Here is a 21197-nt window from a genome sequence, read left to right as displayed (position 1 = left end):
GAGGCGGGCAGGGGTTGGCGAGGGGCAGTATGTTACGAGCTTTTGCTTACGACCGTTGGTCGCGTCAGAGATGTCTACGGATGTCGCTAGCGCCCTGATGCGCCAACGGAGCCAGCCGGCTCCGTTGGCGCCTGAGATCAACGCCAGTTGTACAGCTCCTTCTCGGAGATCTCGTGCATCGGCTTGACCTGTTCCTGGAAGGCTTTCATCGAGGCCCAGATGCGGCCGTTCAGCTCGCTCTGCGCGGCCAGCTCGCCGAGCACCAGCTCCGACTGCTCCTGCATGGCGCCGAGCACTTCGTCGGGGAAGCGCTTGAGCTCCACGCCCTGCTGCTTGAGCTGGTCCAGCGCCAGGGCGTTGTTGTAGACGTAGTCGTCCATCATGTCACGGCTGGCCGCGCGGGTCGCCTCGGTGAGGATCGCCTGCAGGTCCTCGGGCAGGGTGTCCATCGCCTTCTGGTTGACCAGCAGCTCCAGCACCGCCTGTGGCTCCTGCCAGCCCGGGTAGTAGTAGTACTTGGCGGCCTTGTGCAGACCGAACGCCAGGTCGTTGTACGGGCTGACCCAGTCGGTGGCATCGATGGCGCCGGTCTGCAGCGCGGTGAACACTTCGCCGCCGGGCAGATTGACGGTGGTCGCGCCGAGCCGCGCCAGCACTTCGCCGCCAAGGCCCGGCATGCGGATCTTCAGACCGCGCAGGTCGTCCAGCGAATTGATTTCCTTGTTGTACCAGCCGCCCATCTGCATGCCGGTGTTGCCGACCACCATCGGCTTCACGCCGAAGGGTGCATAGGCTTCTTCCCAGAACTTCTGGCCTTCGCCCTTGCTCAGCCAGGCGTTCATCTCGATGGTGGACAGCCCGAACGGTACCGAAGTGAAGAACTGCGCGGTGGGCACCTTGCCCTTCCAGTAGTAGGCGGCGCCGTGGCCCAGTTCGGCGGTGCCGCGGGAGACGGCATCGAACACTTCCAGCGCCGGCACCAGCTCGCCGGCGGCGTAGACCTTGATGGTCAGGCGGCCGTCGCTCATCACCTTGACCCGCTCGGCCAGGCGTTCGGCGGCGGTGCCCAGGCCCGGGTAGTTCTTCGGCCAGGCGGTGACCATCTTCCAGGTGTAGGTCTTTGCGGGTTCGCTGGTGGCCTGCTGGCCTGTGGTCTCGACTTTCTTGTCGTCGTTGCAACCGGCGAGGCCGAGGGTGGCAAGCAAGGCAGCGGCAGCACCGAACAGATGGCGGCGTTTCATGGGGCGGTATCCTTGGAAGATTCTTCTTATAGGAGTGGCTTGTTGGTATGCCGGGTTGACGTTAGCGTCAACCCTACAGGGCTTCAAGTTTTGCGTAGCTGAGCATCAGCCATTTGCTGCCTTCATCCTCGAAGTTCACCTGCACCCGGGCCTGGGCACCGGAACCTTCGAAGTTGAGGATGGTGCCTTCGCCGAACAGCGAATGGCGCACGCGCTGGCCGAGGCTGAACGGCGTTTCCGGTACGCCGGCACCGTCGAATAGCGAGGAGCCGCTCATGCTCTTGCCACTGAACGAGCGCGTCACGGTATTGCTCAGACGCACTTCCTGGATCAGCGCCGGCGGCACTTCGCGGACGAAACGCGAGATCTTGTTGTAGGTCTCGCTGCCGTACAGCCGGCGTGTTTCGGCGTAGGTGATCACCAGCTGCTGCATTGCACGGGTGATGCCGACGTAGGCCAGGCGGCGTTCCTCTTCCAGACGGCCGGACTCCTCCAGGCTCATCTTGTGCGGGAACAGGCCTTCTTCCATGCCGACCAGGAACACCAGCGGAAACTCCAGGCCCTTGGCGCTGTGCAGGGTCATCAGCTGCACGCTGTCCTCGTGGTCGCCGGCCTGCTGTTCGCCGGCCTCCAGCGAAGCGTGGTCAAGGAAGGCAGCCAGTGGCGACTGGATGTCGTCATCCTCTTCGCTGTAGCTGTCGAAGGCGCGCGCGGCGGAAACCAGTTCCTCGAGGTTTTCCACCCGCGCCTGGGCCTTCTCGCCCTTCTCGTCGCGGTGGTAGGCGAGCAGGCCGGACTGTTCGATGACCAGCTGCGCCATGTTGTGCAGCTGCATGCCCTCGACCTTCAGCGCCAGGGTGTCGACCAGCTCGACGAAGGCATTCAGCGCGCTCGCCGCACGCCCGGAAACCGCCTTGGTGCCGACCGCCTGGTGCAGCGCCGCCCACATCGACAGGCCTTGCCCACGCGCCAGCTGGCGCAGCGACTCGACGGTCTTCTCGCCGATGCCGCGCGCCGGCACGTTGATCACCCGTTCCAGCGCCGCGTCGTTGTCGCGGGTCTGGATCAGGCGCAGGTAGGCCATGGCGTTCTTGATCTCGGCGCGCTCGAAGAAGCGCTGGCCGCCGTAGATACGGTAGGGAATCTTTTCGCGCAGCAGCGCCTCTTCCAGCACCCGCGATTGCGCGTTGGAGCGATAGAGGATGGCGATCTCGCTGCGGCTCATGCCGTCGCGGATGGCCTTCTCGATGCTCTCGACCACGTAGCGCGCTTCGTCGTGCTCGTTGAACGCGGCGTACAGGCTGATCGGCTCGCCCTCGCAGCCGGAGGTCCAGAGCTCCTTGCCGAGGCGGCCCTGGTTGTTGGCGATCAGCGCGTTGGCGGCCTTGAGGATGCAGGCAGTGGAGCGGTAGTTCTGCTCCAGGCGGATGGTTTCGGCATCCGGGAAATCGGCGCTGAACTGGTGCAGGTTCTCGATGCGCGCACCGCGCCAGCCGTAGATCGACTGGTCATCGTCGCCGACCACCATCAGGCTTTCGCCACCCTTGGCCAGCAGCCGCAGCCAGGCGTACTGCACGGCGTTGGTGTCCTGGAACTCGTCCACCAGCACGTGGCGGAAGCGCCGCTGGTAATGATCGAGCAGGCCCGGATGATCGCGCCACAGGTCCAGGGCGCGCAGCAGCAGTTCGGAGAAATCGATCACCCCGGCGCGGGCGCAGGCCTCTTCGTAGGCTTCGTAGATCTTCAGCTGGGTGGCGAGGAACAGATCGCCGCCGGCCTGGATGTTGCGCGGACGCAGGCCCTCATCCTTCTGCGCGTTGATCCACCACTGCGCCTGGCGCGCCGGCCAGCGCTGCTCGTCGAGGCCGAGCTCGCGGATCACCCGCTTGACCAGGCGCTGCTGGTCGTCGGAGTCGAGAATCTGGAAGTTCTGCGCCAGCTTGGCTTCCTGCCAGTGCGCGCGCAGCAGGCGGTGGGCCAGGCCGTGAAAGGTGCCGACCCACATGCCCTGCGGGTTGACGTGCAGCAGCTGCTCGATGCGCTGGCGCATCTCGGCGGCGGCCTTGTTGGTGAAGGTCACCGACAGGATCGAGTGCAGCGAGGCGCGTTCGACCTGGTGCAGCCAGGCGATGCGGTGCACCAGCACCCGGGTTTTGCCCGAGCCGGCGCCAGCCAATACCAGCTGGCGGCCCAGCGGCGCGGCCACGGCCTGGCGCTGGGCATCGTTGAGGGAGTTCAGAAGGAGAGAGAGATCGTCATGCATCGCGGCATTCTATTGGAAATGCCTGCGCTGCGCTCGCCCTGCGGTCCATTCGCCGGTGCCGCCTGCGGCATACTGGCGCGGCTGCGTCCTGACCGGACACGCCGAGTGGCACCTCCGCTGGTCGGCTGGAGTACCGATCGCCGTTTTTCCGACGCACCATGGTATGACGCAAAGCTAGCAACGTGCCATTATCGACGGTGGTATGGTTCCGAGGGAGCCTGTTTTAGGTGCAGTTATTACTAGAACAATATTCATGACCGATTCCATCCGAGCCGCCTGCCCGGCATCAACACAGCGATCCTCACGCGGGGCATCGGAGGCCGATCTGATCGCCGAGCGTACCCGGCTGCTGTATCGAGGTTCGCGCGTGCCTGCCTGGCTGTTGCTGCTGGCTACGCTGGTCCTCGGCGTGGCGCTCTGGGGCGAGCAGGGTGGTGTCGAACTTGGGCTGTGGCTGGGCTGGATGGGCGCGCTCGCACTGTTGCGCTTGCAGCAGATCTTCGCCTTCAACCGGGCCAGCCCCGAAGCGCAGGCCGCGCCGTGCTGGCGCTGGCGCTTTCTGCTCGGCAGTGGCGCGTCTGCGCTGAGCCTGTGCTACGCCATGGTCGTGCTGGTGCCGGCCGATGTCTTCGTTACCCAGGCGCTGCTGTACGGGCTGATCGGTTCGGTCGTCGTGGCCGCCAGCGTCGCTTACGGGGTCTGCCTGCCCGCCTTCTTCAGTTTCGCCGTGCCCTGCCTGTTGCCGACCGGCCTTCTGCTGATGACCAGCGGGCATCCGCTGCAGCAGGGCTGGGGCTTGCTGGCGATGATCGTGCTGGCCACCCTCAGCCTGATCGGCTGGCAGATCAGCCGGCTGGTGAACGACGGGCTCGAACAGCGACTGCACAAGCAGCAACTGATCGAGCGGCTGGAAACCGCCGGCCGCGAAGCCGACCAGCTCAATCGCCGCCTGGCCTCGGAAGTGGAGCAGCGCCGCCATGCCGAAAAGCAGCTGCGCAGTGCCTTCGATGGCCTCGAACAGCGCGTCTCCGAGCGCACCGCGGAACTCGCGCAGCTCGCCGACGAGCTGGGCGAGAGCGAGGCGCGGCTGAATCTGGCGCTGGATGCCAGTGGCCTCGGGCTGTGGGACTGGGATCTGCAGAACAACCATGTGCATCATTCCCGCCTGGAAGTGGTGTTCGGCATCGGCCGGCAGCACCGTTACGACGAAGATGGCTCGCCGCTGCCGGACATCCATCCCAAGGATCTGGACGGCGTGCGCGCCACCCTGATCGCGCACCTGCGGGGTGAAACCGAGCAGTTCGCCGTCGAATACCGTGCACTGCGTGCCGACGGCAGCGAACTCTGGCTCGAGGACCGTGGCCGGGTGATCCAGCGCGATGCCGCTGGCCGTGCCCTGCGCATGATCGGTACCCGCCGCGACATCAGCGAACTGCGTCGCCAGGCCGAACAGCAGCGCCTGGCGGCGACGGTGTTCGAAGCCGCCAGCGAAGGCATGGTGATCATGAACGATCGCTACCGCGTGCTGGCGGTCAACGACGCCTGCTGCGCGCTGTCCGGCTACAGCCGCGAGGAGCTGCTCGGGCACAGCGTGGCGCGCATCGCCGGCTCGCCGGAGAGTCAGCGTCAGTACCAGGCCATGCGCGAAGCGCTGGAGCTGCACGGTCACTGGCAGGGCGAGCTGATCGAGACCCGCAAGAGCGGCGAGGTCTACCCGCAGTGGGTGCAGCTGCGCGAAGTGCGCGATGCCAGCGACAGCGTCACTCATGTGGTCGCGTTCATCTCCGACCTCAGCGTGCGGCGCAAGATCGAGGAACGCCTGCGCTATCTGACCCATTACGACGATCTCACCGGGCTGGCCAACCGTGGCCTGCTCAAGGAGCGTCTGCACGAGGCCTGCCAGCGGGTGCGTCGCAACGGTCGCAACATGGCGGTGCTCTACATCGATCTGGACCGCTTCAAGCTGCTCAACGAAAGCCTGGGCCATGAGTCCGCTGACGCATTGCTGCGCGAGATATCGCGGCGGATCACCCAGACCCTGGCCGATGCCGACACCATCGCGCGGCTGTCCGGCGACGAGTTCGTCGTACTGTTCGATGCCTATGGCAGCCTCAGCAGCCTCGCGCACCTGGGCAGCCGTTTGCTGCAGCGAATCCGCAAGCCGCTGATCATCGATGAGCAGGAGCTGGTCATCAGCGCCTCCATCGGCGTCAGCCTGATGCCGGACAACAGCCGTGATGCGGAAGTGCTGCTGCGCCAGGCGAACATGGCCATGCAGCAGGCCAAACACCTGGGCGGCAACACGCTGCAGTTCTTCACCGACCGACCGCAGGCGTCGAGCATGCAGTACCTGCAGCTGGAGAATCAGCTGCGCAAGGCGCTGGAAGTCGGTCAGCTGGAGGTCTTCTACCAGCCACGCCTGAGCCTGGCTGGCGATGCCCTGGAAGCCGCCGAAGCGCTGGTGCGCTGGCGTCATCCGCAGCGCGGACTGGTCGCGCCGGCGCACTTCATTCCGCTGGCGGAAGAAACCGGTTTGATCATTCCGCTCGGTGAGTTCGTCTTGCGTGAGGCCTGCCGCCAGGCGCGCCAGTGGCAGCAGGACGGGCTGGCCGAGATTCGCGTGTCGGTGAATCTTTCGGTCAAGCAGCTGCGCCAGGGCAACTTCGTCAGCCTGGTGCGCCAGGTGCTGGAGGAAACCGGGCTGCCGGCGACCATGCTGGAGCTGGAGTTGACCGAAAGCCAGCTACTGGACGACATCGACAATGCCATCAGCATCAGCGAGCAGCTGCGCGCGTTGGGCGTGCGGCTGGCGATCGACGACTTCGGCACCGGCTTCTCGTCGCTGAGTTACCTCAAGCGCTTCCCGGTGGACTACGTGAAGATCGACCGCTCGTTCATCAGCGAGCTGGAGCATTCCAGCCAGGATGCGGCGATTACCCGGGCGATCATCGCCATGGTCCACAGCCTGGAACGCAAGGTGGTGGCCGAGGGTGTGGAAACCCAGGCGCAGATGGATTTCCTCAAGGCCAACCAGTGCGACGAAATCCAGGGTTACCTGCTCAGCCCGCCGGTGCCGGCCGAGCAGTTCGCCGAGCTGCTGCGCTAGGCTGCGGCGTCGCGATGCGACGCCAGCTACGCGCTCAACCGCGCGTGGTGCTGCCGTCCAGCTCGCGCATCAGCAGGGCGTAGCGCAGATCGACGTCTTCCGGCACCGGCAGGTATACCGTATGGCCGTCGCCCGGTGCCACCTCGATGGCATCGCCGCGCTTGTTCTCCAGCCGCTCAAGACGCAGGTTGAGATTGCCCTGCGGCGTCATCAGCTCCAGCCGGTCGCCCACCGCGAAGCGGTTCTTCACCTTCACCTCGGCCAGGCCGTTGCGCCGCTCGCCGGTCAGCTCGCCGACGAACTGCTGGCGCTCGGAGAGCGAGAAGCCGCGTTCGTAGTTCTGGTATTCGTCATGCACGTGGCGACGCAGGAAGCCTTCGGTGTAGCCGCGGTGGGCCAGTGATTCGAGGGTGTCCATCAGCGACCTGTCGAACGGCCGGCCGGCGAGCGCATCGTCGATGGCCTTGCGGTAGACCTGCGCGGTGCGTGCCACGTAGTAGTGGCTCTTGGTGCGGCCTTCGATCTTCAGCGAGTGGACGCCCATCTGCACCAGGCGCTCGACGTGCTGCACGGCGCGCAGGTCCTTGGAGTTCATGATGTAGGTACCGTGCTCGTCCTCGAAGGCGGACATGAATTCGCCCGGACGGCTACTGTCCTCGAGCAGGAATACCTCATCGGTCGGCGCGCCGACGCCGAGAGTCGGCTCGGGGCTGGCAGCCTGTGCCGGTTGCACGACGATGGGCTCGTACTTGTGCACGATGTCGCCGACTTCGTTCTCCTTGGCCTCGTGGGTCTTGTATTCCCAGCGGCAGGCGTTGGTGCAGGTGCCCTGGTTGGGATCGCGCTTGTTGATGTAGCCCGACAGCAGGCAGCGGCCGGAATAGGCCATGCACAGCGCGCCATGGACGAACACTTCCAGCTCCATGCCCGGCACCTGTTCGCGGATCTCGCCGATCTCCTCCAGCGACAGCTCGCGGGACAGGATCACCCGGCTGACGCCCTGGCTTTCCCAGAACTTCACCGTCGCCCAGTTCACTGCGTTGGCCTGCACCGAGAGGTGGATGGTCTGCTGCGGGAAATGCTGGCGCACCAGCATGATCAGCCCGGGGTCGGACATGATCAGCGCATCCGGTCCCATCGCCACCACCGGCTCCAGATCCTTGATGAAGGTCTTCAGCTTGGCGTTGTGCGGGGCGATGTTGACCACCACGTAGAACTGCTTGCCCAGCGCATGCGCCTCGTCGATGCCGAGCTTGAGGTTGGCATGGTCGAACTCGTTGTTGCGCACCCGCAGGCTGTAGCGCGGCTGCCCGGCGTACACCGCGTCGGCGCCGTAGGCGAAGGCGTAGCGCATGGATTTAAGCGTGCCGGCGGGCGACAGCAGCTCGGTGCGGAAGGGGGTGCTCATGGCGCGGAAACTCGCAGGGCGTCGGACAAGCGCGGCATTCTACTGCGCCCGCCCGCGGATTGCGCGGCCGATGCCTGCAAGGCCGTAGGTTGGGTTGAGGAGCGAAGCGACGAAGCCCAACGCCATTCGTGGCGACGACGGAATCCGCTGTGCCGTCGTGCTGCCCATTGTTGGGCTTCGCTTCGCTCAACCCAACCTACGGCGGCACGACGGCAAAACCTGCTCTGCCGGGCTCAGGCGGCGGATGCTTCCTTGAGCATGGCGTAGAGCCGATCCTTGAGCTGCAGCTTTTCCTTCTTCAAGGTCTCGACCTCGTTGTCGGTGCCCGGGACGATGTGCGCTTCGATGTTCTTGACCCGCTGATCCAGCTCGTTGTGCTCGTCGAACAGGCGGGAAAAGGTCTTGTTTTCCGCCTTCAGGCGGGTGATCAGGTCGCGGTACTCGGGGAACATGGCAACTCCTGCGGCATGGATGAGCGGGGCGGGCAGATCAGGCGGGCCGAGCTGCCTCTTGCCTTCATGGTCGTACTGGCGCTTGCCAGCGGTATTGACCCGCGTCATATGCACTCGGGAAGCCGGACAGCAAAACGCCGGGGCGAGCCCGGCGTTTCGGTCTTGCGCCTGGATCAGGCCGCGGCGATCACGTCGCCATGGTTTTCCGGCTCGATCAGCGCGCGGTGCAGCGCGGCGATGGCGGCGTCGTAGTCCTCTTCGTTGACCACGCACTGCATCTCCACCTGACGGATCGACTGGTGGATCGCCTGGATGCTGATGCCCGCTTCGGCCAGCGCCGCCACGGTCTTGGCCAGGATGCCCTTGACCTTGAGGTCCGAACCGATCGCCGAAACGATGGCTAGGTTGTGCACCGTGACCTCGGCCGCGGGGTACTTTTCCTCGATCAGCTTGGCCGCGCGGTTGATCAGCTTGCGCGAGCCGGAGGCGTAGTAGGTGATGCTGTTGGCATCGGAGTCCTTGTTCACCACGTAGAGCTTGAGCTGCTTGAGCAGCTTGCTGATCTCCATGTCATGGCTGATGTCGCCGAGCATGTCCTGGTCGAACACCTCGATGCCGAAGACGTCCTTGCGCCCGGCGATGATTTCCACGCAGGGCTTCTCGCTCTTGTAGTCCTGGCTGATCAGCGTGCCGCCGTGCTCGGGCTCGAAGGCATTCTTGATGCGCAGCTCGACACCGGCACGGCGCAGGGTCTTGGCCGCGCGCGGGTGGATCGCTTCCATGCCGAGGTTCGACAGCTGGTCGGCAACGTCGTAGTTGGTGCGGCCGATGGTCACCACCTTGTCGGCACCGACCAGGTTCGGGTCGGCGGAAGAGAGGTGGAATTCCTTGTGGATGATCGCTTCATGCGCGCCGGTGGCGGCGGCGATCTGGGCGAAGGTGATCTCGCTGTAGCCGCGGTCGTAGGTGTTCATCAGGCCTTCGGCGCAATGCGTGTAGCCGGTCGCGACCACCAGTTCGCGGCTCAGGTCGAAGCCGGCGAAATGGCTGGCGATCATCTCCTCGAACGGCAGCGGCGCTTCCTGCTGCCAGCCGGTGAGGTCGGCCAGGCGCGCGGTGACGCCGCGTTGCTTGAGCGCCAGCACCGAGTTGAAGGCACTGTGCGCTTCACCGAGGGAGGCGAGCATCTCGCGCACCTTCATCAGGTGCTCGGAGAGCTGGAAGTGGCCGTAGGCGCAGAGCTTCTGCAGGCTGTGCATGCACTCGCTGGCATCGTCGATGCGCGAATTGATGAACTGGTTGGCGGCGTGCAGCTCGTACTCGGAGCTGAACAGCTCGGCGTTCTTCGCCAGCATGCGCTGGCGCACGCCCTCGAGCGCCTCGCGCCAGGCGCCTTCGCTCTGGGCATCGGCAAAACGCTGGTAGACGCCCGGCTCGCCGGTCTTCTTGTGTTCCAGCAGCAGATTGGTCATGCCGCTGTAGGCCGAGACGACGAAGATGCGCTGGTACAGCGCTGCGCCTTCCCGACGGCCGATGAAGATGTTGTCGAGGACTTCCTCGAAGCGGCTCATCGACGTGCCGCCGATCTTTTCTACGGTATGCATCTTTTTATTGCGTCCGAATCTGGCAGGCCGTTGACGGGCCTGGCGCGCGGTTGGCGCACCTGTCGTTCAACGAGCTGGAATGAATTTCCCTGGGCCGGTAGCGATCGGCCAAAGCCGGGGAGGGGGCCCGTCATCAGACGCGCCCCGTCGCCTCAGAGATACTGTTGCGGCCGAATGTCCAGCGGCTTGAAATTCTCGCGTTCGGCGACGAAGGCCGGGCGCGGTTTCTGCTCGCAGAACGGAGCCTGCACGGCATTATCCACGTGGTTGTAGACGTAGAACAGATTGCTCCGTGCGCTGGGCGTGATGTTGCCGTTGGAGCCGTGCATGGTGTTGCAGTCGAAGAACACCACGCTGCCGGCCGGGCCGGTGGCGCAGTCGATGCCGAAGCGGCTGGCCAGCTCGCTCAGGCTGTTCTGATCGGGCACGCCGAACTCCTGCTTGCGCAAGGATTTCTCGTAGTGGTTCTCCGGCGTGGCGCCGACGCAGCGCACATAGTGCTTGTGCGAACCGGGCATCAGCATCAGCGGGCCGTTGTACGGCGCGTTGTCGGTCAACAGGATCGAGCAGGACAGGCAGCGCATGCGCGGCATGCCGTCCTCGATGTGCCAGGTCTCGAAGTCCGAGTGCCAGTAGAACTCCTTGCCGGTGAAGCCGGGCTTGAAGTTCATCCGCGACTGATGCACGTACAGATCACCGCCGAGAATGTAACGGGCGATACCGGCAGTTCGTTCGTCGGCGGCTACACGGGCGAACAGCTCGTTGTCGCTGTGAATGTCGAACACCGAGCGGACCGCGCCGCTGTCGGGTTCCTTGATGGTCTTGCCGGAGCCGGCGACGGCCGGATCCTGGCGCATGCGCTCGAGTTCGGCACGGAATACCGCGACTTCGTCGGCGCTGAACAGGTTGGGGATGACCAGGTAGCCGTCGCGCTCGAAACGCTCGATCAGCTCCGCCGCTATCGGCGCATTCTCTAGGTCGCTGCGGTAGACGACCGGATCCAGGCGTTCCTGCCAGCTGGGCTGGTCTTCCTGGCGCGAGGGATACAGGTCGGCTTGCATAGGGTTCACGCATACCTCCTTTTCTTGTGATGGGGGCGGCTCGGCGGCCGCCCCGGGTAAACCGGTATCAGACGGTTTCGGCCTCCAGCGGATAGACGCCGCTCTCGTCATGCACTTCCTTGCCGTTGAGCGGCGGATTGAAGACGCAGGCCATCTTCATGTCCTCGCTGCCGCCCCGCAGCAGGTGCTCGTCGTGCTTGTCGAGGATGTACAGCGTGCCGGGTTCGATCTTGTAGATCTTGCCGTCGGCGATGGTCTCGATCTCGCCGTTGCCACTCATGCAGTACACCGATTCCAGATGGTTCTGGTAGTGGATGTGCGTCTCGGTGCCGGCGTAGATGGTGGTGATGTGGAACGAGAAACCCATGTTGTCGTCTTTGAGCAACAGGCGGGTGCTATCCCAGGTGCCGGTCTTGCTGTGGACCTTGCGGTCGGTCTGCTCGCACTCGGCGAGGGTTCTGACGATCATTGCAAATACCTCAGGAAGCTTGGTTTTCGGTCTGCTCGCTCATCACGGCGGCAAAGGCCTTGTCGAGGATGGCGAGTGCACGGTCGATCTGCTCTTCGCTGATGATCAGCGGGCAGAGGCACTTGACCACTTCGCTGTGCGCGCCGCTGGTTTCGATCACCAGGCCGTTCTCGAAGGCGTGACGGCAGACGGCGGAAGCGATGTCGCCATCCGGGCAGCTGATGCCGATCATCATTCCGCGGCCCTTGAGAAACAGCGAGTCCGGGCCGTGGCGGCGGACGATGCGCTGCATGCCGTCGGCGATGCGCTTGCCCTTGGCCTTCACGCTGTTGGCGAACTCGTCGTTCTGCCAGAAGTGCTCGACGGCCGCAGCCGCAGTGACGAACGCGTGATTGTTGCCGCGGAAGGTGCCGTTGTGCTCGCCCGGCTTCCACTGGTCCAGTTCCGGGCGCAGCAGCACCATGGCGAATGGCAGGCCGTAGCCGGACAGCGACTTGGACAGTGTCACGATATCCGGCTGGATGCCCATCTCCTCGAAGCTGAAGAAGGTTCCGGTGCGGCCGCAACCGGCCTGGATGTCATCGACGATCAGCAGCATCTCGTGCTTGCGGCAGAGCTTCTCGAGCTTGCGCATCCACTCGGTCGACGCAATGTTCAGACCGCCTTCGCCCTGGACCACCTCGACGATCACCGCGGCCGGCTTGTCGATGCCGCTGGAGGGGTCGGAGAGCAGCTTGTCCATCATGCCGATGGTGTTGGTCTTGTCGCCGAAGTAGTTGGCGTAGGGCATGCGGCTGACGTCGCTGAGGCCGATGCCGGAACCGCCACGATGATGCTGGTTGCCGGTCGCGGCCAGGGCGCCGATGCTGCAGCCGTGAAAGCCATTGGTGAAGCTGATGATGTTGTTGCGCCCGGTGACCTTGCGCGCCAGTTTCATCGCCGCTTCCACCGCGTTGGTGCCGGTCGGGCCGGTGAACTGCATGCGGTAGTCGCCCATGCCGCGCGGCTCGAGGATCAGGCGGTTGAAGGTGTCGAGGAAACGCTCCTTGGCCGCGGTGTACATGTCCAGGCCATGGGTGATGCCGTCGTTCTGGATGTACTCGAGCAGCGCCTGCTTGAGTACCGGGTGGTTGTGCCCGTAGTTGAGCGTGCCGGCACCGGCGAGGAAGTCGATGTAACGCTTGCCGTCCTGCGTGACCAGTTCGGCACCCTGGGCCTGGTTGAAGACCACGGGGAAGGAACGGCAGTAGCTACGAACCTTGGATTCGTTCAGTTCAAAAGTTTTCATGCGTGCTCCTTGAGCTCTTCTTCTAGATGGGAAACGGTGAACGGGCCGGCGCGGTAGAGCACCTCGTCCTCGTGCTGACCGCCAAAGTGCGCGGCGCGGGAAAACAGCGTGCGCGTGGTGCAGTCGGCACCCAGCCGGTCGAATGCCCGCTTGAACAGCGCCTGTGACGCCGCGTTGTCCGGGGAAATGGTGGTTTCCATGAAGCGCACGTCGTGCTCACGGGCCACACGGGCCGTCAGCGCCAGCAGCATGCGCAGGGCCAGGCCCTGTCCGCGCATCGAGCTGTCGACGGCGACCTGCCAGACGAACAGGGTGTCCGGGCGGGCAGGGGGGCGGTAACCCGAGATGAAACCAACCAGTTCGCCCTGGGCGTTCTCTGCGGCGATGGCGGTGTCGGCGAAATCGGAGCACTGCAGCAGGTTGCAGTAGACCGAATTGGTATCGAGGGGCTGGCAGCGTGCCACCAGCTGATGCAGGTTGTAACCGTCGCCGTCGGTTGGGCGACGGAGCACTACGGTGGGGAAACTCAAAACAATGCCTTTGGGGTTGTTGATTGAATTCCTTTTTAGGGTAGGCATATCCGGAGAAGTTTCTCAACCCGGACTTCTGAATATGCGAAGTGCAGAGTGCTGCATATATCGCTCGACCCCGCGTAATTACGGCGATTGCGCCGCGGATGTGTCAGTCTGTTTCATTTCGCTCAACTGGCAATGAAGACTGATAGTTGCGGGAGAGTTTCTGGAGTGACTCGGGAAGTTCGATGGCAGTGATGCGCAGAAGTTCGCCCAGGATGACCTTGGTGTGGCTGCAGGTGGCATGAATGCTGGGTTTGCTGTGGGTAATCGATACCCGGATCGTTCGCCGTGCGACCCCTGCTGTGCCTGGCGTGCTGCGCAGAAGTGTGCTGGGAAGAATCAGGCTGAGAATTGGCGCGGAAATAGCGAGAAAAGGCGGCGTGAACTATCGATAATATTTCGCTGATATGACGTCTGTATGTCGGTGCGGTATGGCCAGCGCCGAGCTAGTTGCTCGGCGTAGTTGTCCTGGCCGCGCTCGATGATTTCAGGAAGTCTGTCGATCCGCTCTATCTCGCGTTATACGGGGGCTGTGGCGAAGTTGCCGGAAGTTGCGCCAGGCAACTTCATTGCCACCAGCGATGTCCCTGGCGTTCGATGAATTGATGGGCCTGTTCCGGGCCGTCCTCGCCGGCCGGATAGGGGCGCGGTTTGCGGTAGTGGCTGTGCCAGCCGCGCAGGATCGGATCGACCCAGTTCCAGGCTGCTTCGACCTCATCCCGGCGCATGAACAGCGTGGAATCGCCTTCGATCACATCCAGCAGCAGCCGCTCGTAGGCTTCCCAGCGGCGGGTGCTGCTGAAGGCATGCGCCAGATTCAGATCCAGTTCCACCGGTTCCAGCTGCATGCCCTTGCCGGGTGCCTTGGCCATCAGCTGCAGGCTGATGCTTTCTTCCGGCTGCAGGCTGATCACCAGGCGGTTTACTTCACCCTTGCTGAACAGCAGGTGCGGCACCTGCTTGAAGGTGATGATGATCTCCGAGCGCTTGCGCGCCATGCGCTTGCCGGTGCGCAGGTAGAAGGGCACGCCAGCCCAGCGCCAGTTGTCGATCTCGGCCTTCACCGCGACGAAGGTTTCGGTGTCGCTGTCGTTGTCGATGTTGGGCTCGAAGTAGTAGGCCTGCACGTCGTGGCCACCGATGCGGCCGGCGCCGTATTGCCCACGCACGGTCTTGTCCAGCACGTCGTTGCTGGTGATCGGCTTGAGCGCCTCGAGCACCTTCACCTTTTCGCCGCGGATGTGCTTGGCATCGAAACGCACCGGCGCTTCCATCGCCACCAGGCAGAGCAGCTGCAGGAGGTGGTTCTGCAGCATGTCGCGCATCGCGCCGGCGTTGTCGTAGTAGCCGCCGCGGTTCTCCACGCCGAGGGTTTCGGCGACGGTGATCTGCACGTGGTCGATATGCCCGGAGCGCCAGATCGGCTCGAACAGGGCGTTGGCGAAGCGCAGCGCCATGAGGTTCTGCACCGTTTCCTTGCCCAGGTAATGGTCGATCCGGTAGATGCGCGACTCGGGGAACACGGCGCCGATCGACTCGTTGATCTCCAGCGCCGAGTCCAGCGAATGGCCGATGGGCTTTTCCAGCACGATGCGCGCATCGTCACCGGCCAGCCCGGCGCTTTCCAGGTTGGCGGCGATGGGTTCGAACAGGTCCGGCGCGGTCGCCAGGTAGTACACCCGCACACGGCCATCGGCCTGGCCGAGGTGATGGGCAAGGCGCACGTAATCGCCGCGCTGGGAGGCGTCCATGGCGAAATAGTCCAGGCGCTGGGCGAAGGCCTGCCAGGTGTCGCTGCTGAAATCGCTGCGGGCAACCTGGGCGCGGCAATGCCGTTCGGCCAGGGCCAGGTAACCGTCGCGGTCGAGCTTCTTGCGCGCCAGGGCGAGTATCCGTACGTCGGCGTGCAGGCGCCCGTCACGGTGCAGGTGGTAGAGCGCCGGAAGCAGTTTATGCAGCGTCAGGTCACCGGTCCCGCCGAACACGAGCATGTCACAGGATATCGACATCGATTCTCTCCCAGGGCCAAAAAATGGGCGTCGTGGCGAGGCTTGTAGTATAACTACCGCCCCACTACAACCCGCTGACGGCTGAGCGGCGTCGATCGCGCCCGAGCAAAGCCATCAGACGAGAGCATAGCGAGTCCGGAACGTGAATCTGCTGCAGCACATCGCCCAATCCAGAAGCCTGCTACGGAAGTCGGAGCTGAAAGTGGCCGACCATGTCCTGCTCGATCCGGCGTCGGTGATGCACAGTTCCATGGCCGACCTGGCCCACGTGGTCGGTGTCAGCGAACCCACCATCGTGCGTTTCTGCCGCGCCATCGGTTGCCTGGGCTTTCAGGATCTCAAGCTCAAACTGGCGCAGAGCCTGGCGGCTGGCGCCAGCTTCGGTCAGTTCGCCATCAGCGAGAACGATTCGGTGGCCGACTTCGCCTTGAAGATCTTCGACACCACGCTGCACACCCTCATGGAAGTGCGCGAGCGGCTCGACCCCGAAGCGTTGCAGCGCGCCATCGCCGCCATGGCCAAGGCCGAACGTGTGGAGTTCTACGGTTTTGGTGCCTCGGGCGCGGTGGCCACCGACGCCCAGCACAAGTTCTTCCGCCTGCTGCTGTCAGCCGCGGCCTATTCCGATCCGCACATGCAGGCCATGTCGGCGGTGACGCTCAAGCCCACCGACGTGGCGATCTGCATCTCGCAGTCCGGGCGCTCGAAGGATCTGCTGATCACCGCCAATGTGGTGCGTGAATCCGGCGCGACGCTGATCACCCTGTGCCCAAGCCAGACGCCGCTGGCCGAGCTGGCCACCATCAACCTGGCGATCGACGTGCAGGAAGACACCGAGATCTACACCCCGCTGACCTCGCGTATCGCCCATCTGGTGGTGATCGATGTGCTGGCGATGGGCGTCGCCATGGCCCGCGGGCCGAGCCTGGTCAATCACCTCAAGAGCGTGAAGCGCAGCCTGCGCAGCCTTCGCCTGTCGCCGCAGAAGGTCAAGACGCACGAAGATTGATGCGCCACTGCACCTTCACGGTCGCGTAATCATGCTGACTTCAGGTTGTCATCCACGACGTCGATGCTGATCTCTCCTTACCTGTTCTGGGAGATCGCCTCATGCTCCGGCACACCGACGACAGCAACCAGCTCGACAGCAAGTCCCGTCGCAAACAGCAGGATGAGCGGCGCATGCGTTTTCGCCGCGCCATCGAGACCTATGCCGAGCAGCGTCAGCTGCAGCATGAGCTGGGTGAGTTCCCCGACCTGGCATTGATCAGCCCGTCGATGGATGCGCGGCATCGGCAAAGCGCCGCGCCAGTGCGCTGATCTGGGGCGCGTTCGTCGCGGATGAAGGCGAGGAATGCCTGGGCTAAGGGGCTCATATGCTTGCACCGGGCCAGCTTCGAGACCGCGGCAGCTCCACCGGCAGCTCCGGCAACGCACTCTTGCGTGGCTGGCTGAACCGCATTACGCGCAAGCGGATTTTTGCCTCATGGCTGGGCGCGCGGCGCGCACCCAGCCATGGTGTGTCACCAGGCGTAGGTCAGGCTGCCCACCACCGTACGGCGAGTACCGTAGAACACGGAGTTCTCATAGAAGCCCGGGGTGAAGTAGCGCTTGTCGAACAGGTTGCTCGCGCTGAGATCCACCGACATACCCTTCAAATCTTCGCTCAGGTGCCCCAGGTCATAACGCACGCTGGCATCGGTGAGGGTGTAGTGCGGGACCTTGACGGTGTTCCTGGCGTTGTACGAGGAACCGATATAGCGCTGGCCGACGCCCATGCCCAGGCCTTCCAGCGGGCCGCCCTGCACGCTGTAGTCGAGCCACAGCGAGGCGGTGTTTCTGGGCACCGAAATCGGCACGTTGCCCTCGAGGCTGTAGGCGCTGGCGCCGGTGCCCACAGGGTTGGCCTTGGTCACTTCGGCATCGGTGTAGGCGTACGAGGCGATCAGGTCCAGGCCATGGGTCAGCTCGGCCTTGCCTTCCAGCTCGACGCCGCGCGAACGTTGCTCGCCGGTCTGTACCTGGTAGCTGGGGTTGGTTGGGTCGGTGGTGGTGACGTTCTTCTGGGTCAGGTCATACACCGACAGGGTGATGAAGCTGTTGTAGCCGGGTGGCTCGTACTTGATGCCCAGTTCGTACTGTTCGCCTTCGGTGGGCTTGAAGGAGCTGCCATCCTGGGCGGTACCGGACGTTGGCTGAAACGAGGTGCTGTAACTGGCGTAAGGGGTGACGCCGTTGTCGAACAGGTAGGCCAGGCCCACGCGACCGGTGAACTTGTGGTCTTTCTGCACGCCCCGCATGTCGTACAGGTAGCTGTACTCGCGCCCCTCGACCCAGTCCTGGCGCCCGCCCAGGGTCAGGCGCCATTTGTCGAGGCTTAGCATGTCCTGAAAGTACAGGCCTTTCTGCGACACGACACTTTTGCCGTCGGTCTGCAACGTGCTGCTCCAGGTTGGGCTGGCATTGTAGACCGGGTCGAAGATATCCACGGTCTGGTTGCTGGTGACCCCGCTGCGCGATTCACGGCCCGAGTAATGCCCGTAGTCGAAGCCCACCAGCACATCGTGGCTGATCGGCCCGGTGGCGAATTGGCCGCCAAGGTTGTTGTCGAGCAGGAAGGTGTCGGTTTTCTTCGGCCGCCTCTGGTAGCCAAAGGTGTAAGTACGGCCGTCGGCGCCGAGCTGGCCGCTGTTGCGGGCACCGTTGCTGATGAAGTCAACATTGGTCTTCATGTAGCGGGCATTCTGGGTGAACGTCCAGTCATCGCTCAGCTGGCGCTCGAAGTTGTAGCCCAGCGAGGTGTTCTCCACCTCGTACTTACTCACGTCCGGATCGCCCAGGTAGGTGCTCGACGGCACGTGGCCGAACGGCGTGCCGGTCAGCGTGCCGTTTACCGGAAAGCTCTGTTCGGCGCCGCCCTTGCGGGTCTTCAGGTAGCTGGCGATGACGGTGAAGCGGGTGTCATCGTCCGGCTTCCAGGTCAGCGATGGCGCGATGTAGGTGCGGTTGTCCGGCGAGTGGTCGACCTGAGTGCCGCTGTCGCGCTTGAGGGCCACGAAGCGGTAGGTGAGCTCACCCTGGTCGTCGAGCCGGCCGCCGAGGTCAATGGCGCCTTGCTTGCGATCATGGCTACCGCCCTGAATCTGGACCTGGCGAATGGTTTCGTCGCTGGGGCGCTTGCTGGTCAGGTTGACCATGCCGCCGGGGGCCATCTGGCCGTACAGCACCGAGGCTGGGCCCTTGATCACGTCGATGCGTTCCAGGCCGTAGGTTTCGAGGTCGGTGTCGTACTGGTTGAAGCCGCTGCGCAGGCCGTCCTTGTAGGTGCCGAACAGGTTGAACGAGCGAAAGCCGCGCATGTAGATGTCGGGCGCACCCTGGCCTCCCACGTAGTCGATGGCGCGGATACCGGGGGTATAGGCCACGGCGGAGTTGAAGTCCTGCACGCCGCGCTTGTCCATCTCGTCGCGGGTGATGACCGAGATCGACTGCGGTACTTCGCTGATCGGTGTGTTGGTCTTGGTGCCGATGCTGGTGTGGGTGGCGACCATGCCGTTGCCGGGGCCGGAGAGGCGCTCGGCCTGGGCATTGATCGTGATGCTGTCCAGCTCTATCGAGCCGCTGACGGACGCGTTCTTGCGCAGGATGTAATTGCCGTTGGCCAAGGGCACGGCTTGCAGGCCCGAGCCCTTGAGCAATTGCTGCAAACCCTGTTGCACGTTGTAGTCGCCTCGCAGGCCTGGGCTGTGCAGACCTTCGACCATGGCAGGGTCAAGTGGCAGGGTAATACCCACGCTGCTGGCGAATTCGGTCAGCGCGGCGCTCAGAGGGCCGGCGGGGATGCTGTAGTGGCGATTCTGCTGCTGGGCGATCGTATCGGCCAGCAGCGTGGGGCTGGCCAGGCCGCTGCTTGCGACCAGCAAGCCGAGGGTCGCGCCGCGTACTGCGCGGGCCAGGAGATAGGAGGGTTGGCGGTGCCATTGTGGTTGTCGCATCGAGTGTTCCCCGTTGGTCGGTATTGGCGGTGTCTACGGGGAGGACACGCCATCGACGGAAAAGACGACAACGATTTTCGTTTGAGTTTTATTCTCAGGTCGATCTGGGCGCGAGGGTCACCCAGTAGCGGCTACGATAGTGGATTTCCACCGGCAGCGTGCGGGCCAGGGCGGCCAGGGCTTCGTCCGTATCGTGCAACTGGAAGGCGCCGGAGATTAGCAGCCCGGCCACCGCCGGGTCGCAACGCAGCAGGCCGGGGCGGTAGCGGGCCAGTTCGGTGGCGAAGTCGGCCAGGCGCATTTTCTCGGCGCGCAGCACGCCCCGGGTCCAGTCGCCGGCATGGGCGGCCAGCGGCACGGGCGTATCGACGCCATCGGCTGCGAAAAACGCCTGTTGGCCCGCCGGCAGGAAGCGTTGGGCGCCATGCCGTGGCTGCAGTTGCACCGCGCCCTCGAATACCGCCACCTGCGTTTCGTCCTCGAACTGGCGCACGCTGAAGCGCGTGCCCACTGGGCGCACCCGGCCTTCGGCGGTTTCCACCAGCAGGGGCCGGCCGGCGCGGTCCTGGGCGCTGGTCACCAGTATTTCGCCGGCGCGCAGGCGCAACAGGCGCAGGTCGTCGTCGAAGACCACGTCCAGAGCGCTGTCGGTGTTGAGCAGGACGCGGGTGCCGTCGGCCAGGGTCAGCTCGCGTCGTTCGCCGACGGCGGTGCGCTCGCCGGCGCTCCAGGCGCGCCAGGGCAGTTCGCGGTAGCCGAGCGCGCCGAGCGGTGCGGCGGCGAGCAGGGCGAGCAGCTTGAGGGTGTCGCGGCGGTCGATGCCCTGCGCGCGGTCCAGGACCGGCACGCCGACCTCGGTGGGAATCTCCCGCAGGTGGGCATGGAAGCGCTCGGCCAGGCGCCAGGCGCGTTCGTGGTCGGCATGGCTGGCTCGCCAGCGGGCGCAGGCGTCTCGCTCGGCTTCGTTGGCGTTGCCCTGCAGGCGCACGAACCAGCGTGCGGCCTCACGGGCGATGCGGCGGTCAATGGGCTGCGCGCTCATGGCAGTTCCGCGGCGAGCACGATGCATTCCTCGTAGGCTCGCGCCAGGTAACGCTGCACCGAACGCACATGGATGCCCAGGTGCGTGGCGATCTGCTCCTGGGTGTGCCCTTCGAGCTGGGACATCAGGAAGGCCTGGCGGGCTCTGGTCGGCAGGCGGGTGAGTACCTGGTCCACTTCGTTGAGGACTTCGAGTATCAGCGCCTGGCGCTCCAGCGTGGGCGCTTCGTCTTCCGGCAGACTGGCCAGGGCTTCCAGGTAGGCCTGCTCCAGCGAACGACGACGGTAAAGGTTGATCAGCAGGCGGTTGGCAACGGTTGCCAGGTAGGCGCGCGGCTCGGCCAGTTGCAGCGGCGGCCGGGTGAGCAGGCGAAAGAAGGTGTCCTGCGCCAGGTCGGCGGCATCGGCGCTGCAGCCCAGGCGCCGGCGCAACCAGCCCTGCAGCCAGCCGTGGTGTTCGCTGTAGAGCCGGTGCAGTTGGCTGTGATGCGAGCTGTCGCCTGGCGAGACGGGGCGCATGGTGGAATCCCTGGCGCCCAGCGCCGTTGCTCAAATGAGAATTCGTCGCATTCTAAGCGGCGGTAGGGTGGACGGCAACGTCCCGATAGGCTCCTGCGTCTTCATGGGATCGTCATCTGCGACCGTCATGCCGATGTTCCCAGTCTTGTTTCGGCAGAACAGCACA

16 protein-coding genes are annotated in these 21197 nt (G+C 64.4%); 3 read left to right on the top strand and 13 right to left on the bottom strand.

Translation table 11 applies throughout. The features are described 5' to 3' along the window. Positions 1 to 137: 137 nt before the first annotated feature. Positions 138 to 1241 (bottom strand): TRAP transporter substrate-binding protein, encoded by a 1104-nt coding sequence (locus P5704_012735; protein WOF76942.1) that lies wholly within the window; start codon positions 1239 to 1241, stop codon positions 138 to 140. Between the two features lie 73 nt (positions 1242 to 1314). Beyond that, positions 1315 to 3504, bottom strand: a complete 2190-nt coding sequence (gene uvrD, locus P5704_012730; GenBank protein ID WOF76941.1) for a DNA helicase II — start codon at positions 3502 to 3504, stop codon at positions 1315 to 1317. 253 nt (positions 3505 to 3757) lie between these two features. On the opposite strand from uvrD, the gene P5704_012725 reads away from it, so the two are divergent. Continuing rightward, positions 3758 to 6610 carry an EAL domain-containing protein gene (locus P5704_012725; protein ID WOF76940.1) on the top strand — a complete coding sequence of 951 codons (2853 nt, stop codon included), beginning with the start codon at positions 3758 to 3760 and terminating at the stop codon, positions 6608 to 6610. Positions 6611 to 6644: 34 nt separating this feature from the next. Here P5704_012725 and yegQ read toward each other — a convergent pair whose 3' ends face one another. The 8 genes from yegQ to zwf all read right to left on the bottom strand — a co-directional run bounded on the left by yegQ (position 6645) and on the right by zwf (position 15476). Further along, positions 6645 to 8018 carry a tRNA 5-hydroxyuridine modification protein YegQ gene (gene yegQ / locus P5704_012720; protein WOF76939.1) on the bottom strand — a complete coding sequence of 458 codons (1374 nt, stop codon included), beginning with the start codon at positions 8016 to 8018 and terminating at the stop codon, positions 6645 to 6647. A gap of 233 nt (positions 8019 to 8251) precedes the next feature. Then, positions 8252 to 8470: a YdcH family protein gene (locus P5704_012715; protein ID WOF81223.1), complete on the bottom strand. Its 219-nt coding sequence runs from the start codon at positions 8468 to 8470 to the stop codon at positions 8252 to 8254. 173 nt (positions 8471 to 8643) lie between these two features. Continuing rightward, positions 8644 to 10074 (bottom strand): aspartate kinase, encoded by a 1431-nt coding sequence (locus tag P5704_012710; GenBank protein ID WOF76938.1) that lies wholly within the window; start codon positions 10072 to 10074, stop codon positions 8644 to 8646. Between the two features lie 152 nt (positions 10075 to 10226). Next, positions 10227 to 11135, bottom strand: a complete 909-nt coding sequence (gene thpD / locus P5704_012705) for an ectoine hydroxylase (protein ID WOF81222.1) — start codon at positions 11133 to 11135, stop codon at positions 10227 to 10229. Between the two features lie 67 nt (positions 11136 to 11202). Continuing rightward, positions 11203 to 11604 (bottom strand): ectoine synthase, encoded by a 402-nt coding sequence (locus P5704_012700; GenBank protein WOF76937.1) that lies wholly within the window; start codon positions 11602 to 11604, stop codon positions 11203 to 11205. A 10-nt stretch (positions 11605 to 11614) separates the two neighbouring features. After that, a complete protein-coding gene (gene ectB / locus P5704_012695) occupies positions 11615 to 12892 on the bottom strand; it encodes a diaminobutyrate--2-oxoglutarate transaminase (GenBank protein WOF76936.1) in 1278 nt (425 codons plus the stop codon). Then, positions 12889 to 13404, bottom strand: coding sequence for a diaminobutyrate acetyltransferase (gene ectA, locus P5704_012690; GenBank protein ID WOF81221.1), 516 nt, complete (start codon positions 13402 to 13404; stop codon positions 12889 to 12891). The genes ectB and ectA overlap by 4 nt, the downstream gene beginning before the upstream one ends. 629 nt (positions 13405 to 14033) lie before the next feature. Continuing rightward, entirely contained in the window at positions 14034 to 15476 is a 1443-nt protein-coding gene (gene zwf, locus P5704_012685) for a glucose-6-phosphate dehydrogenase (protein WOF76935.1), read from the bottom strand. 142 nt (positions 15477 to 15618) lie between these two features. Between zwf and hexR the strand changes: the two genes are divergently transcribed. Together hexR and P5704_012675 are read left to right on the top strand one after the other, a co-directional pair. Further along, positions 15619 to 16485, top strand: a complete 867-nt coding sequence (gene hexR / locus P5704_012680; protein ID WOF76934.1) for a transcriptional regulator HexR — start codon at positions 15619 to 15621, stop codon at positions 16483 to 16485. Positions 16486 to 16586: 101 nt separating this feature from the next. After that, positions 16587 to 16796: a hypothetical protein gene (locus P5704_012675; protein WOF76933.1), complete on the top strand. Its 210-nt coding sequence runs from the start codon at positions 16587 to 16589 to the stop codon at positions 16794 to 16796. Positions 16797 to 16999: 203 nt separating this feature from the next. Here the strand turns inward: P5704_012675 and P5704_012670 are convergent, their stop codons facing one another. From P5704_012670 to P5704_012660, 3 genes are all read right to left on the bottom strand, one after another. After that, positions 17000 to 19471 (bottom strand): TonB-dependent siderophore receptor, encoded by a 2472-nt coding sequence (locus tag P5704_012670; GenBank protein WOF76932.1) that lies wholly within the window; start codon positions 19469 to 19471, stop codon positions 17000 to 17002. Between the two features lie 94 nt (positions 19472 to 19565). Continuing rightward, positions 19566 to 20513, bottom strand: coding sequence for a FecR domain-containing protein (locus P5704_012665; protein ID WOF76931.1), 948 nt, complete (start codon positions 20511 to 20513; stop codon positions 19566 to 19568). Then, complete coding sequence (locus tag P5704_012660) at positions 20510 to 21031, bottom strand: sigma-70 family RNA polymerase sigma factor (GenBank protein WOF76930.1); 522 nt, start codon at positions 21029 to 21031, stop codon at positions 20510 to 20512. The genes P5704_012665 and P5704_012660 overlap by 4 nt, the downstream gene beginning before the upstream one ends. Positions 21032 to 21197 lie beyond the last annotated feature (166 nt).

It is taken from the genome of Pseudomonas sp. FeN3W (assembly GCA_030263805.2).
Lineage (GTDB): Bacteria > Pseudomonadota > Gammaproteobacteria > Pseudomonadales > Pseudomonadaceae > Stutzerimonas > Stutzerimonas stutzeri_G.
Note: the sequence above shows the minus strand (reverse complement) of the source record. Positions and strands in the feature narration are given on the sequence as shown.